The sequence below is a fragment of the Bordetella sputigena genome (assembly GCF_965137885.1).
GTDB lineage: Bacteria > Pseudomonadota > Gammaproteobacteria > Burkholderiales > Burkholderiaceae_B > Bordetella_C > Bordetella_C sputigena.
Genome location: NZ_CBCSCA010000006.1, coordinates 165,261 through 178,239, shown reverse-complemented (window position 1 = coordinate 178,239; position 12,979 = coordinate 165,261). Strand labels below are relative to the sequence as shown.

At 67.1% G+C, this 12,979-nt stretch carries 14 protein-coding genes; 8 read left to right on the top strand and 6 right to left on the bottom strand.

The genetic code is table 11. The features are described from left to right. Positions 1 to 265 precede the first annotated feature (265 nt). The gene (locus ACNA0R_RS13715) at positions 266 to 712 is read left to right on the top strand and encodes an SRPBCC family protein (RefSeq protein ID WP_415826563.1); all 447 of its coding nucleotides are present in this window, start codon (positions 266 to 268) and stop codon (positions 710 to 712) included. 61 nt (positions 713 to 773) lie between these two features. On the opposite strand, the gene ACNA0R_RS13710 is transcribed toward ACNA0R_RS13715, so the two are convergent. Together ACNA0R_RS13710 and ACNA0R_RS13705 are read right to left on the bottom strand one after the other, a co-directional pair. Continuing rightward, on the bottom strand, positions 774 to 1,643 hold the full coding sequence (locus tag ACNA0R_RS13710) for a YihY/virulence factor BrkB family protein (RefSeq protein WP_415826562.1): 870 nt from the start codon (positions 1,641 to 1,643) through the stop codon (positions 774 to 776). Positions 1,644 to 1,702: 59 nt separating this feature from the next. Further along, positions 1,703 to 2,434 carry an IclR family transcriptional regulator gene (locus ACNA0R_RS13705; protein WP_415826561.1) on the bottom strand — a complete coding sequence of 244 codons (732 nt, stop codon included), beginning with the start codon at positions 2,432 to 2,434 and terminating at the stop codon, positions 1,703 to 1,705. Positions 2,435 to 2,526: 92 nt separating this feature from the next. On the opposite strand from ACNA0R_RS13705, the gene ACNA0R_RS13700 reads away from it, so the two are divergent. The 7 genes from ACNA0R_RS13700 (at position 2,527) to ACNA0R_RS13670 (ending at position 9,784) form a co-directional block, all read left to right on the top strand. After that, the gene (locus ACNA0R_RS13700) at positions 2,527 to 3,348 is read left to right on the top strand and encodes an enoyl-CoA hydratase/isomerase family protein (RefSeq protein ID WP_415826560.1); all 822 of its coding nucleotides are present in this window, start codon (positions 2,527 to 2,529) and stop codon (positions 3,346 to 3,348) included. A gap of 67 nt (positions 3,349 to 3,415) precedes the next feature. After that, positions 3,416 to 4,399 (top strand): Bug family tripartite tricarboxylate transporter substrate binding protein, encoded by a 984-nt coding sequence (locus tag ACNA0R_RS13695; RefSeq protein WP_415826559.1) that lies wholly within the window; start codon positions 3,416 to 3,418, stop codon positions 4,397 to 4,399. Positions 4,400 to 4,525: 126 nt separating this feature from the next. Beyond that, the gene (locus tag ACNA0R_RS13690) at positions 4,526 to 5,521 is read left to right on the top strand and encodes a Bug family tripartite tricarboxylate transporter substrate binding protein (protein WP_415826558.1); all 996 of its coding nucleotides are present in this window, start codon (positions 4,526 to 4,528) and stop codon (positions 5,519 to 5,521) included. Between the two features lie 70 nt (positions 5,522 to 5,591). Next, positions 5,592 to 6,791: a CaiB/BaiF CoA transferase family protein gene (locus tag ACNA0R_RS13685; protein WP_415826557.1), complete on the top strand. Its 1,200-nt coding sequence runs from the start codon at positions 5,592 to 5,594 to the stop codon at positions 6,789 to 6,791. After that, positions 6,788 to 7,645, top strand: coding sequence for a citryl-CoA lyase (locus tag ACNA0R_RS13680; RefSeq protein ID WP_415826556.1), 858 nt, complete (start codon positions 6,788 to 6,790; stop codon positions 7,643 to 7,645). The genes ACNA0R_RS13685 and ACNA0R_RS13680 overlap by 4 nt, the downstream gene beginning before the upstream one ends. Positions 7,646 to 7,701: 56 nt before the next feature. Next, positions 7,702 to 8,808 (top strand): mandelate racemase/muconate lactonizing enzyme family protein, encoded by a 1,107-nt coding sequence (locus ACNA0R_RS13675; RefSeq protein WP_415826555.1) that lies wholly within the window; start codon positions 7,702 to 7,704, stop codon positions 8,806 to 8,808. A gap of 37 nt (positions 8,809 to 8,845) precedes the next feature. Further along, positions 8,846 to 9,784 carry an SMP-30/gluconolactonase/LRE family protein gene (locus tag ACNA0R_RS13670; protein WP_415826554.1) on the top strand — a complete coding sequence of 313 codons (939 nt, stop codon included), beginning with the start codon at positions 8,846 to 8,848 and terminating at the stop codon, positions 9,782 to 9,784. A gap of 60 nt (positions 9,785 to 9,844) precedes the next feature. Here the strand turns inward: ACNA0R_RS13670 and ACNA0R_RS13665 are convergent, their stop codons facing one another. The 4 genes from ACNA0R_RS13665 to ACNA0R_RS13650 are packed head-to-tail and all read right to left on the bottom strand — an operon-like array spanning position 9,845 to position 12,877. Next, positions 9,845 to 10,519 (bottom strand): amino acid ABC transporter permease, encoded by a 675-nt coding sequence (locus ACNA0R_RS13665; RefSeq protein ID WP_415826553.1) that lies wholly within the window; start codon positions 10,517 to 10,519, stop codon positions 9,845 to 9,847. Between the two features lie 11 nt (positions 10,520 to 10,530). Next, entirely contained in the window at positions 10,531 to 11,208 is a 678-nt protein-coding gene (locus ACNA0R_RS13660; protein WP_415826552.1) for an amino acid ABC transporter permease, read from the bottom strand. 21 nt (positions 11,209 to 11,229) lie between these two features. Next, complete coding sequence (locus ACNA0R_RS13655) at positions 11,230 to 12,000, bottom strand: amino acid ABC transporter ATP-binding protein (protein WP_415826551.1); 771 nt, start codon at positions 11,998 to 12,000, stop codon at positions 11,230 to 11,232. A gap of 25 nt (positions 12,001 to 12,025) precedes the next feature. Continuing rightward, complete coding sequence (locus tag ACNA0R_RS13650; RefSeq protein ID WP_415826550.1) at positions 12,026 to 12,877, bottom strand: transporter substrate-binding domain-containing protein; 852 nt, start codon at positions 12,875 to 12,877, stop codon at positions 12,026 to 12,028. Positions 12,878 to 12,979: the final 102 nt, after the last annotated feature.

Below are 12,979 nucleotides of genomic sequence, written 5' to 3'. Positions count from 1 at the left end.
AATTGCGGCTTCCCGCATCCTGGCTGGCGCTGCTCCGGGCTCTCCTCCCGGGCGCTCGGGGGAGCGGTCGGTTCCTCGCCGGCGTCCGCCCCCTGCGCTTTCCACGGACCCCGCGGGTGCCGGGCCCGCACTGGGCAGGGATGTTCGATCTCCTATGCCGAGTGGAAGGGTTTTCCCTAGCAGGTCGTTTGTCGATTTGCCTGTCGATTCAAGCGCGCGCCGTTCGTCGTACAGATACATCCACTCTGCTGCGAGGCAAACCACCATGGCGACCGGAACCGTCAAACTTCATCGTGTGTTGAAAGCTCCCCCGGAGCGCGTGTATCGGGCTTTTCTCGAGCCGGACGCGATCGCGAAATGGATTCCGCCTTATGGCTTTACCTGCCAGGTCCATCACATGGATCCGAAGGTGGGCGGGACGTACAGAATGTCTTTCCGTAATTTCGGCACGGGCGCCACCCATTCCTTTGGCGGAGAGTATCTGGAGCTGGTGCCCAACGAGAAGATCCGCTATTCCGACCAGTTCGACGATCCCAATATGCCGGGGAAGATGCAGGCGACGATTTCGTTGCGGCAGGTGGCGTGCGGGACGGAGCTCAGTATCGTCCAGGAAGGGCTGCCGGAGGTGATCCCGGTGGAGATGTGCTATCTGGGCTGGCAGGAATCGCTGGCGCAGCTGGCGAAGCTGGTCGAGCCGGATATCCAGGAGTGACCGGCGCCAGCCGGGTGAGCCTGATACTGGGGAATGACGCTCGCGCCCAGCAGGGCAGGGCTCAGGCTGGCTGCCTGGCCATGCCGCGGCGCGAGCCGTGTTCGTTGGCGTAGACCCAGGTGAACTCGGCGCCCAGCAGGAAGACCTGGGCCGCGTAGTACACCCAGATGAGCACGACGACCAGCGACCCGGCCGCCGCATACGAGGACGCGACGGACGCCTTGCCGACGTAAAGCCCGATCAGGAATTTGCCGATCTCGAACAGGACGGCCGTGACGAAGGCGCCGGTCCACACGTCATGCCAGGCCACGGACGCCCTGGGCATGAAGCGATAGATCATGGCGAACAGCACGGTCATGATGGCCAGCGCGACCACGGTATTGATAACCTGGAGCAGCACCTCCCAGCCGGGCAGCAACCCCGCCGCCCAGCTGCCCATGGCGCCGAGCATGGCGCTGATGATCAGCGACACCATGAGGAGGAAGGCCAGCGCCAGCACCAGGCCCAAAGACAACAGGCGGGCGCGGATGGTGTTCCAGATACCCGATTTCTTTTCGGCCGCCGGCACTTCCCAGATACGGTCCAGGGCGCTCTGCAATTCCGCGAATACCGTCGTGGAACCGACGAGCAGCACGACCACGCTGGCGATGGTGGCGAAGATGCCTTGCGCCGGTTCCTGCGCACCCTGGACGACGCTTTCCACGGCCTTCGCGCCGTCCGCCCCGACCAGCGCGTTGATCTGCTCGAACAGCTGCCCCTGCACCGCCTCGCGACCCCAGAAGAAGCCAGCCACCGCGATCACGATGATCACCAGCGGGGCCAGCGAGAAGACCGTATAGAAGGCAATGGCCGCGCCCATGCTCGGCGCGTAGTCGTCCAGCCAGGCATTGACGGCTTTCTTCGCCAGGTCGTAGAAGTGTTTGATGCGCATGGCAGGGCTCCCCCGTTCGAATCGTGGCGCACCCTGCAAATGCTGTGCCGCCAGGGGCGTTACCTGGAGGGTGGCGGATACTCCCCGCCGAGCATGGTCGTGAGTTTGCGCGCGGCCTGGATGACCGGCTTTTCGTAGGCGGCGTCGAAGCGGTCGGCGGGCATGGTCAGTGTGAGCGCACCCAGGAATTCGCCGTCGGGGTTGAAGACGGGAGCGGCGATGCCGGCGATTTCGGGGATGCGGTCGCCGACGAGTACGACGACCTGCTCGCGGCGGATGCGGGCGTACATGGCGCCCGCGGCGCCGGCGTAGGCGGTGATGATGCGGCCGCCGGCGCCGCGGTCCAGCGGCAGGAGGTCGCCGGGGCGGATATGGTCGCGCACGGGCCGCGGTGAATCGACGCGGTGCAGGCAGAGGCGGCGGTCGCCCTGGCGGACGTGGAAAGCGGCGCTTTCCTTGGTCTGTGCGACCAGCTCGCGCAGCGCGGGCATGATGACCGACTCCAGCGAGAACGATGCCGCATAGATCTGGTGCAGGCGGACGATGCCGGCGCCCAGCGCATAGCGCCCGTCGGCCTGACGCCGGACCAGGTGAGCGTGCTCCAGCGAGGCGAGCAGGCGCAGGACGGTGCTTTTGTGCATTTCCGTCAGAGCGGCGATCTCCGCCAGGCTAAGCAGGGGCGTGGCGGCCGAGAAGACGGCCAGCACGGATAGCGCGCGGTCGACCGCCGCGACGCCGCCTTCGGCGGCATTCCGGTCGGCAAGAGAGGGTATGGCGGATTTGCGCGGCATGGGTCAGGCAGGCTTGCGCGGGGCCGGGCGGATTGACATCCGCGGCGGACCCGTACATCATAGATAGAACGATATTCTATCTAATGAAACTCATGGAGACAAGACCGGAGGCAGCGCCGGCGATGGATAGCGGTCCGGCCAAGCTCGACGCCATGGCCGCAAGCGCGTCGCCCGCGTCGATCGCCGCGGGCCCGGGCACTGTCATCGTCGAGCACCGCGAAGGCTGGGCTCTCATCCGGATCGCCCGCGAAGCCCGGCGTAATGCACTGGATCGCCGTACCCGCATCGCGCTGTTGCGCGCCTTTGATTCCCTGCAAGGCCAAGCGCGCTGCATCGTCCTGACCGGCACCGGCGGCAGCTTCTGCGCCGGACTGGACCTGAAGGAGCGTGCCGGCGAGCTGGCGGCGGGCCAGCGCGATACGTCGGGCGACGAGTGGATCGCCGTGAACATGGCGATACGTCGGCACCCGGCCGTGTTCATCGCGGCCGTCAACGGCATGGCGCTGGGCGGCGGGATGACGCTGGTGAATTCCTGCGATCTGGCCCTGGCATCCGAGGATGCCTGGCTGGGATGCCCCGAGCTGGCGTCATCGGCCTATGCCGGCGCGGCCGGGCCGACCGGCATGTTGTCCTGGCCGCGCAAGCGCGTGGCGTGGATGCTGTTGACCGCCGAGCGTATCGACGCGCATACCGCCGAACGCTGGGGCGTGGTCAATGAGGTCGTCGCGGCCGACCGGCTGCTGGCGCGCGCGGGGGAACTGGCCACGCGTATCGCCGGGTTCGACGTCGTCGCGCTGGAAGAAACCAAGAAATCGCTGGACCACGTGCCCGCCCAGGTTTCCGATTGGGAAGGCGCCATGCGCTACGGCCAGACAGTGAACGCCACGATACGCGCACGCCGCGAAAACGAATAGGTAATCGTCCACGGCCGCGCCACGGCCGTCCCGTTTTTCATAAACAGAGCATCCATCAGGAGACACCATGAACCCACACCGCCGCACCCTGTTGGCCGGCATGGCGGCCGCGCCGCTGCTGTCGCTGCCGGCGATCTCACGCGCGCAAGGCAAGTATCCCTCCGGCCCCATCACGCTGATCGTGCCGTTCCCGCCGGGCGGCGGGACGGATGCGTCGGCGCGCACGATCGCGCAGGCCATCACGCAGCTGACCGGCTGGAACATCGTGGTGGAGAACCGCCCGGGCGCCGGCGGCAATATCGGCCTGGGACTGCTGTCGCACGCGAATGCGGACGGCATGACGATAGGCATGGGCCAGACGTCCAACCTGGCCATCAATCCCTCGCTGTACAAAAGCATGCCCTATGACGCGCGCAAGGATTTCGCGCCCATCGCGCTGGTCTCGGGCCAGCCCATGATCCTGGTGGTGCGCGAAGGTTCGCCGCTCGCTTCGCTGAAGAGCCTGGTCGAGGCGGCCAAGGCCAATCCCGGCAAGCTCAATATGGCGTCCGCCGGCATCGGCACCGTTGGCCATCTGGCGGGCGAGATGTTCGCCAACCAGGCCGGAATCAAGATTTTCCATGTGCCGTATCCCGGCGCGGCGCGCGCGCTGGCCGATTTGGCCGGCGGCCAGGTGGACCTGTATTTCGGGACGCCGGCCAGCGTGCTGCCCCTGATCCAATCCGGAAAGCTGCACGCTGTGGCGGTGACCTCGCAGCAGCGACTGCCCGCCGTCAAAGACGTGCCCACCATCGCGGAACTGGGCTATCCGGGCTTCGAGGCGGAAGACTGGAAAGCGCTGGTCGCGCCGCGCGGCACGCCCGCGGCTATCGTCGAGAACCTGAATCGCGCGACGAACGAAGCGCTGAAACAGGCCACGACGCAGCAGCGCTTTGCCGCGGAAGGCAGCGTCACTTTGGGCGGCAGCGTGGCCGATGCTTCCAAGTTCATGGCCAGCGAGTACGACCGCTGGGGCAAGGCGGTGCGCGATTCCGGCACGAAGATGGAATAAGCGCCCGGCGAGAACCGGCTGTCCGCGATGCTGGCCGGCATCCCGGCGGGCGCCGGTGTCCGCCACGCGGCGCCGCCAACGGCACGCTGGCAACAAGATCCGATCGAACCAAGACAAGGAGATAACATGAAGCAAACCTGGCTTTCCGGGACGCGGACCTGGAAGACCCGCCTGTGCGGCGCGCTGCTGGCCCTCTGCGTGGCCGGCGCCGCGTCGGCGGCGGACGACTATCCCAGCCATCCTATCAACATCATCGTGCCCTTCAGCGTGGGCGGCTCCACGGACCTGGTGGCGCGCCTGGAAGCGAAGGCCCTGGGCCAGGAGCTGAACACCTCCGTGGTGGTGGAGAACCGCACGGGTGGCGGCGGGGTGATCGGCTGGGGCGGCGCGGCCCGCTCCGCGCCCGACGGTTATACGCTGCTGACGCAGGAGATGTCGTATGCCATCGCGGCCCGCCTGATCAAGAACCTGCCCTATGACCCGAACAAGGCCTTTACCAACATCACGACGCTGGTCCAGGTGCCGCACGTGCTGGTCGTGCATCCGTCCGTGCCGGCGAAGACGGTGCAGGAGTTCATCGCGCTGGTGAAGGCGCATCCGGACAGGTATTTCTTCGGCTCCGGCGGCGTGGGCACGAACACCCATCTGGGCGGGGAACTCTTCAACAGCCTGGCCGGCGTGAAGATGTCGCATATCCCCTTCCGCGGCGCGGGCGCGGCGCTGCAGGACCTGCTGGCCGGCCGCGTGCAGGCGATGATTACCTCGGTGCCCACCGCGCTGGCGCAGATCCGCTCCGGCAAGCTGCGCGCGCTGATGGTGGCCAGCGACCATCGCATCGAGGTGCTGCCCGATGTGCCCGACGCCAAGGAATCCGGCCTGCCGGGCATGGATATGCAGTTCTGGGTGGGCTTTGCCGCGCCGGCCGGCACGCCCAAGCCGGTCATCGACAAGCTGAACGCGGCGATGGTGAAGTCGCTGCAAAGCCCGGACATGCGGGCGCAACTGCGCGATCTGGCGCTGGAGCCCGTCGGCAGTACGCCGGAACAGGCGGCCAAGCTGGTGCGCGACGAGATTGCGCGCTGGCATGCCGTGATGGAGAAGGCCGGTATCAAACCGGAATAGCATGTGACGCAAAGGCGTGGCGCCGCGAAGATGCGGACCGCCACGCCGCCGTATCGAAGAGGAACCCTACATGTCCAAACCCCTGGCAGGCATACGCGTGCTGGATCTGACCAATGTGCTGGCCGGACCGTTCTGCTGTCATCAGTTGGCGCACATGGGCGCCGATGTGATCAAGGTGGAGACCCCGGGCAGCGGCGACCTGGCGCGCCAGCTGGGCGCCGATCCCGAGCTGAACAAGGCCCATATGGGCGTGTCGTTCCTGGCCCAGAACGCGGGCAAGCGGTCGATCTCCGTGAACCTGAAGCATGCCGCCGGCAAGGAAGTCTTTCTGCGCCTGGTGCGCGAGGCGGACGTGCTGGTGGAGAATTTCCGGCCCGGCGTGATGAAGCGGCTGGGGCTGGGCTTCGAGGTGCTGCGCGAACATCGGCCGGACCTGGTGTATTGCGCGATCTCGGGCTTCGGACAGGACGGGCCCTTGAAGGATTATCCGGCCTACGACCAGATCATCCAGGGCATGTCCGGGGTGATGAGCATTACCGGCGATCCGCAGACCGCCCCGTATCGGGTGGGCTATCCCATCGCCGACACCATAGGCGGCATGACGGCGGCCTTCGCCGTGGCGGCCGCGCTGGCGGAGAAGCCGCGCACGCAGGCACGGTTCATCGATGTGTCCATGCTGGAAGCGACGATGGCGACCATGGGATGGGCGGTGTCGAATTTCCTGGTGGCGGGCCGCAAGCCCGGCCCGATGGGCAACGAGAACATCACCGCCAGCCCGTCCGGTACGTTCCAGACGGGCGAGGGGCTGCTGAACATCGCCGCCAACAAGCAGGAGCAGTTCGAAGCCCTGTGCCGCGTCGTGGGACGCGAGGACTTGATCGCCCATCCCGATTACGCCGAACGGCATGCGCGGCTGCGCAATCGTTTTGCGCTGAAGGCGGAGCTGGAATCCGCGTTGGCCGCGCGCGGCGCGCAGGCCTGGTGGCCGCTGCTGACCCAGGCGGGCGTGCCGTCCGGGCCGGTCTATACGGTGGAACAGGCGCTGGCGCATCCGCAGATCAGCGAACGCGGCATGGTGGCGACCTTTCCGGACGTGCCGGGCGTGGGCCGCGACGTGCGCCTGGTGCGCACCGGCTTCAAGCTGGACGGCGCCGCGCCGGCCGTGGACAACCCGCCGCCCATGCTGGGGCAGCACAGCGATGAGCTGCTCGCCGAACTCGGCTATGGCGCCGAGGAGATACAACGACTGAAGAAAGAGGGGGCGATATGAGCGCGGGTGAATTGAAGGACGAGGGACTGGAAAGCCGCAAGTGGTGGCATACGGAAATCACCGACATGCAGCCGGGCGTGATCCGCTATCACGGCTATGCCATCGAGGACCTGATCGGCAATGTGGGCTTCGCGCAGATGGCCTGGCTGATGCTGCGCGGCGAACTCCCTACGCCGGGACAGGGGCGTTTGCTGGATGCCGCCCTGATGGCGGGCGTGGACCATGGTCCGCAAGCGCCCAGCATCGCCATCGCGCGCATGGCGGCGACCTGCGGCGTGGGATTGAACAATGCCATGGCCTCGGCGGTGAATGTGCTGGGCGACGTGCACGGCGGCGCCGGCGAGCAGGCGGTCGAGTTGTATGAAGACGCGGCGGCGCGCATGCGCGGCGGGGCATCGCGCGAAGCGGCGGTCAGCGCGGCGCTGGATGCCTACATAGAAAACCACGGCAAGTTCGTGTCGGGCTTCGGCCATCGTTTCCATCCCATCGATCCGCGCGCGCCGCGGCTGCTGGCGCTGGTCGATGAGGCGGCTCGCGCGGGCGAGGTCAGCGGCGAGTACGCGGGCATCGCGCGCGCCGTCGAGGCCGAACTGGCGGCGCGCAAGGGCAGGACCATCCCGATGAACATCGACGGCGCCACCGCGGTGATCTATGCGGAACTGGGATTCCCCGCGCCGCTGGCGCGCGGGCTGTTCTGCCTGTCGCGATCGGTGGGCATCCTCGCGCATGCCTGGGAGCAGACGCGCCAGGGAGGACGCAACAAGGGGCCGATCCCGCGGCAGTACATTCCCTTGTACGAAGGCCATCCGCCGCGGCCGGTGCCGGCGCAAGCGTTGCGCGAGCGCCAGGGCTGACCCTTGCCGGATGCGGGCGCCATGCGCGGCGGCCCGGACGACATAAAGGAGACGCCATGCGCATAGAACGTATCGAAGCCATTCCCCTGCGGATGCCGCTGCCGCGGCCCTTGAAGGCCGCGACAGCCTTCATCACGCATCGCTGCACGGTGCTGACCCGCGTCTACACCGACCAGGGCATCGTCGGCGAGTGCTTCGGCAATAACGAGGACACCGGGCAGGCGGAAATCCTGCGCCTGATCCGCGACGAACTGGCGCCCGTGCTGATCGGCCGCGACGCCTTTCTGGTGGAGGCCTGCTGGGAAGCCATGCAGCCCGCCACGCGCGACATCCTGCGCGACCGCCGCATGGCGATACGCGCCATCGCCTGCATCGATGCGGCCCTGTGGGATGCCGTGGGCAAGGCCTTGAACGTGCCGCTGCACAAGATGTGGGGCGGCTATGGCGACGACGTGGCGGCGTATGCGATGGGCGGCTACTACCGCGCCGAGGATGACCTGGCCGGCGTCGCGCGCGAAATGGAAGCCTTGCGTGAGCAGGGCTTTGCCGGCTGCAAGCTTAAGGTCGGCGCGCTGTCGCCGCGGGCCGACGCCGAGCGCGTGCGCGCCGCTCGCGATGGCGCCGGGCCGGGCTTCAAGTTGATGCCGGATCCCAACCAGGGCTGGAACTATGAGCAGGCGCTGACCTTCGCGCGCCTGGTGGAACCGCTCGATATCTTCTGGCTGGAGGAGCCCTGTCATTGGGCCAACGACCGCCAGGACCTGGCGCGCCTGCGCCGCACCGTGCCCGTGCCCATCTGCGCGGGGCAGAGCGAGATCAGCGTGGCGGGCTGCCGCGAGCTGATGGCGGCGGGCGCCATCGACATCTGCAATTACGATCCCAGCTGGGGCGGCGGCCCGACCGCCTGGCGCAAGGTGGCGGCGGTGGCGCAGGCCTACGGCGTGGGCGTGCTGTCGCACCTGGAGCCGCAGGTTGGCGCGATGCTGGCGGCTTCCGTGCCCAATGGCATCGGGGTGGAAGTGATGCAGCCGAACCGCGACCCGCTGTATCACGCGCTGGTCGCCAATCGTCCCGCGATCGCGAATGGGCGCCTGCGGCTGCCCGACGGGCCGGGTTGGGGACTGGAGCTGGATCCCGACGTGGAACGACGATTGGCGGTTTGAGCACAACAGCCCTTCGGAAAAGAATTCAGGAAGCACTATGTGGAACATGTCTTTTACTCCCCCGGTCGTGATCGAAGCCCGTCCGTTGACGCGGCTGCCCGACCGCTTTCGCGAGCCTCGCGAGAACGCGTGGGCATCGGCGAACAAGCCCGGCCATCGCGTCGACAGCTTCCTGGAAGGACCGTCCTTCGATCGTGACGGCAACCTGTATGTGACTGACATCCCCTATGGCCGGATCTTCCGCATCAACCCGGCGCTGGAGTGGGAGCTGGCAGCGGAATACGATGGCTGGCCGAACGGCATTGCCATCCACGCCGACGGTACGCTATGGATCGCCGATTACCGGCGCGGCATCCTGCGCCTGGACCCGCGCACCGGCGCCATCGATACGCCGCTGGGGCATCGCAATTCCGAGGGCTTCAAGGGCCCCAACGATCTGACCTTCGACAAGGCGGGCAACCTGTATTTCACCGATCAAGGGCAGACCGGGCTGCATGACCCCAGCGGCCGGGTCTACCGACTGGCGCCGTCGGGCCGGCTGGATCGCCTGCTGGACAACGTGCCCAGCCCGAACGGCATCGCCCTGGATCGCAGCGAGGCCTTCCTGCACGTCGCGGTGACGCGGGGCAATTCGGTATGGCGCGGGCCGCTGCTGGCGGATGGATCGCTGTCCAAGGTCGGCGCCTTCCGTACTTTCTTCGGAACCAGTGGGCCGGACGGACTGGCGGTGGACGCCGATAACCGGCTGGTCGTCGCGCATGCCAGCCTGGGCGGCGCTTTCCTGGTGGAGCCGAATGGCGACGTGACGCACTTCATCCGCAGTCCCATGGGCGGAACGGTGACCAACATCGCGTATCGGCCTGGTACTTCGCGGTTGGTGATGACGGAATCGGCCAGCGGGACGGTGCTGGAAGCGGAGCTGCCCGCGCGGGGGCTGCCGCTGTTTTCGCATGGGTCGGCGCCGCGGCGGGACTAGACGCGGCCGCGCGCGGCGGTCCGTACCCGCATCACCGACGCCGTATCCCGGCCGGTTCGATCACCGTGTCGCCAGATGCCGGTGCTCCAGCCGGCTCAGCAGGCGTACCACCGGCCACAGCAGCGCCAGATAGAACAGCGCGGCCAGCACGATGGGCGAAGGGTTGTACACCAGCGACTGCGCATCGCGCGCGACGCGCAGCAGCTCCGGCAGCGCGACGGCGCTGGCCAGGGTGGTCAGCTTGACCACTTCCAGCGTATTGCTGATCAAGTCCGGCATGACGTTGCGCGCGGCCTGCGGGATCTGCACGTACCAGAGTGTTTGCGCCGCGCTCAGGCCGGTGGAACGCGCGGCCTCGATCTGGCCGCGCGGCACGCTCTCCAGCCCGGCGCGGAAGACCTCCCCATAGTAGGAGGAGTTATTCAGCATGAAGCCGATCGCCACCGCCAGCAGCTTGGGCAGGTCCAGGCCCAGGAAAGGCGCGCCGAAGTAGATGAAGATCAGCAGCACCAGCGGCGGCAGGGCGCGGAAAAAATCGATATAGACGGCCAGCAGGAAGCGGGTCCAGCGCCGTTTCAAGGTGATGGACAACACGCCTATCGCCAGCCCCGATGCCAGGCCGACGGGGATCACGATGGCCGACAGCAGCAGTGTGCGGCCCAGGCCCTGCAGCAGGTAGGGCGCGACGCTCAGGTAGATGTCCAGGTTGAAGAAGTTCTGCAGCAGCTGATCCATGGTCGTCTACCTCAGGTTTTCCAGCGGAACCGCGTTTCCACCCAGCGCCCCAGCAGCACGACCGGAATGAAAATCGCCAGGCAGGCGATGGCGCCCAGGGTCAGCGGGGTGGCGTTGCCGGCATTGCTGCTGGCCGACTGCGCGTTGTTCAGGACTTCGCTCAAGCCGACCACGGATCCCAGGGCCGTGCTCTTGGTGATGGCGATCAGGCGGTTGGTGAGCGGCGCCACGGTCAGGCGCGTTGCCTGCGGCATGACGACGTGGATCATGGTCTGCAGCCAGCCCAGGCCGGTGGCGCGCGCCGCTTCGGCCTGGCCGCGCGGGACCGACAGGATGCCGGCCCAGAAGATTTCTTCGGCGAAGGCGGCCAGCACCAGCGTCAGCGATAGCCAGGTCGCGGTGAAGGCGGACATGGCCAGGTTGATGTACGGGAATGCGAAGAACAGCACCATGATGACCACCAGCGGCGGCAGCGCGCGCAGGACGTCCGCGAAGCAGATGATCGCGAAGTTCAGGGGGCGCAGGTGCAGGGCGCGCAGCACGGCCAGCACGAAGCCCAGCGCCAGTCCGCTGACCGCCACGGCGACGCCCAGCTGCAGCGTGATCCACATGCCGGCGAGGATGTCGGGCAGGTAGCGCCAGGCGACGTCGGCGTTGAAGAAGGAAAAGGCGAAGGCTTTCAGGTCCATGGCGGCGTATGTCTCGCAATGCTAGGCAGCCTGCGTGTCTGTTTTCTCCGCGCCGCGATCGTCCAGGTGCGCCAGGAAGCTGCGCGTGCGCGGATGCCTGGGCGCGCCGAAGACCTGTTCCGGCGGGCCTTCTTCGACGATCACGCCGCCGTCCATGAACACCACCCGGTCGGCGGCGGCGCGGGCGAAGGCCATTTCGTGGCTGACCACGACCATGGTCATGCCGTCGCGCTTCAACTCGCGCATGACGTTGAGCACGCCGCCCACCAGTTCGGGATCGAGCGCGCTGGTGGGTTCGTCGAATAGCACGATCTTGGGCCGCAGCGCCAGCGCCCGCGCGATGCCGACGCGTTGCTGCTGGCCGCCCGATAGCTGGTCCGGATAGGCGTCGCCGCGATCCGCCATGCCGACGCGCCGCAGCGCTTCCAGGCCGCGCTGGTCGGCTTCCGCGCGGCTCAGCTTCTGCACCTTGCGCAGGGCCAGCGTGACGTTGCCCAGGACCGTCATGTGGCGGTACAGGTTGAAGTGCTGGAACACCATGCCGATGTTCTGGCGGATGCGGTTCAGGTCGGCGCCATGCTTGGTGATCACGTCGCCGTCGACCACGATCTGCCCGGAGGTGGCGGTTTCGAGCTGGTTGCAGCAGCGCAGCAGGCTGCTTTTGCCCGAGCCCGATGGCCCGATGACGAACACCAGCTCGCCGCGCCGCACGTCCAGGTCGACGCCCTTAAGGACGGTGTTCTGTCCATAGGACTTGTGCAGTCCGACGATCCGCAGGATGGGGCGTTCCATATCAGTTATCCAAGGCGCCGCACGTCTAGCATTTCAGTTGTACAGGGCTTGCGTCGTAGCCTTCCAGGCCCGGCACGCCCTGGCCTTCGCCCACGGTGGCGGCGGCGGAGCCGGGCGCCGGCTTGAAGCCGAACCATTTCTGCGCCAGCGCCGACACGGTGCCGTTCTGCTTGAGGCATTTCAGCGCCGTGGATATCTTGTCGCGGCCGGCCTGGTCGTCCTTGCGGAAGGCCAGTGCCCATACCAGTCCGGTCTGGATGGTGTACGTTGTCTTGACCGCGGGATTCTGCTTGGCGGCCCAGGCGCTGACGGTGTTGCCGGCCAGGTTGGCGTCGGCGCGGCCGGATTGCACGGCCTGCACGGCGTCGGCATTGGTGGCATAGACGTCGTACTTGAAGCCGTATTTCTCCGCGTTGTCGCGCGCCCAGCTTTCATAGGCCGAGCCCTTGTTCACCGCCAGAGTCTTGCCTTTCAGGTCCTGCAGGCCGGTGATGTCCGGCTTCGATTTGGCCACCAGGAAGGTGTAGTCCGTATTCAGATAACCTTCCGAAAACAGCAGCGATTTGGCGCGCTCCGGCGTGGCCGTGGTCGGCGCCAGCACGAAGTCGTACTTCTTGGCGTTCAGGCCGGGAATCAGCGCCGAGTACTCCGTGCCCTCGATATTGATGGTGGTGCCCAGCTGCTTGGCCAGCGCCTCGCCCAGATCGATATTGAACCCCTGCAGGCCGCCCCCCAGCTTGGGCATGGCGTGCGGCGCGAAAGTGGCATCCACGCCGGTGACCAGGGGCTGGGCGCTCCAGGCGGTGCCGCAGCAGGCGGCTGTGAGCAGGATGCCCGCCACGCGGGCGGCGGTCGTTGAGAAGGCAGTGCGTATCATGGTCAGGTCCTCTGTGAAGGCGGCCCAGTGGGCAGGTCGTAAAGGCAAGTCGTATTGGCGGATCGCGACGGCTACTTGCCAGGGCGGCTTGTCAGGCGGCTG

Coding starts and splice junctions, on each gene's coding strand:
- ACNA0R_RS13715 (WP_415826563.1), top strand. CDS start 266: ATGGCGACCGGAACCGTCAAACTTCATCGTGTGTTGAAAGCTCCCCCG.
- ACNA0R_RS13710 (WP_415826562.1), bottom strand. CDS start 1,643: ATGCGCATCAAACACTTCTACGACCTGGCGAAGAAAGCCGTCAATGCC.
- ACNA0R_RS13705 (WP_415826561.1), bottom strand. CDS start 2,434: ATGCCGCGCAAATCCGCCATACCCTCTCTTGCCGACCGGAATGCCGCC.
- ACNA0R_RS13700 (WP_415826560.1), top strand. CDS start 2,527: ATGGAGACAAGACCGGAGGCAGCGCCGGCGATGGATAGCGGTCCGGCC.
- ACNA0R_RS13695 (WP_415826559.1), top strand. CDS start 3,416: ATGAACCCACACCGCCGCACCCTGTTGGCCGGCATGGCGGCCGCGCCG.
- ACNA0R_RS13690 (WP_415826558.1), top strand. CDS start 4,526: ATGAAGCAAACCTGGCTTTCCGGGACGCGGACCTGGAAGACCCGCCTG.
- ACNA0R_RS13685 (WP_415826557.1), top strand. CDS start 5,592: ATGTCCAAACCCCTGGCAGGCATACGCGTGCTGGATCTGACCAATGTG.
- ACNA0R_RS13680 (WP_415826556.1), top strand. CDS start 6,788: ATGAGCGCGGGTGAATTGAAGGACGAGGGACTGGAAAGCCGCAAGTGG.
- ACNA0R_RS13675 (WP_415826555.1), top strand. CDS start 7,702: ATGCGCATAGAACGTATCGAAGCCATTCCCCTGCGGATGCCGCTGCCG.
- ACNA0R_RS13670 (WP_415826554.1), top strand. CDS start 8,846: ATGTGGAACATGTCTTTTACTCCCCCGGTCGTGATCGAAGCCCGTCCG.
- ACNA0R_RS13665 (WP_415826553.1), bottom strand. CDS start 10,519: ATGGATCAGCTGCTGCAGAACTTCTTCAACCTGGACATCTACCTGAGC.
- ACNA0R_RS13660 (WP_415826552.1), bottom strand. CDS start 11,208: ATGGACCTGAAAGCCTTCGCCTTTTCCTTCTTCAACGCCGACGTCGCC.
- ACNA0R_RS13655 (WP_415826551.1), bottom strand. CDS start 12,000: ATGGAACGCCCCATCCTGCGGATCGTCGGACTGCACAAGTCCTATGGA.
- ACNA0R_RS13650 (WP_415826550.1), bottom strand. CDS start 12,877: ATGATACGCACTGCCTTCTCAACGACCGCCGCCCGCGTGGCGGGCATC.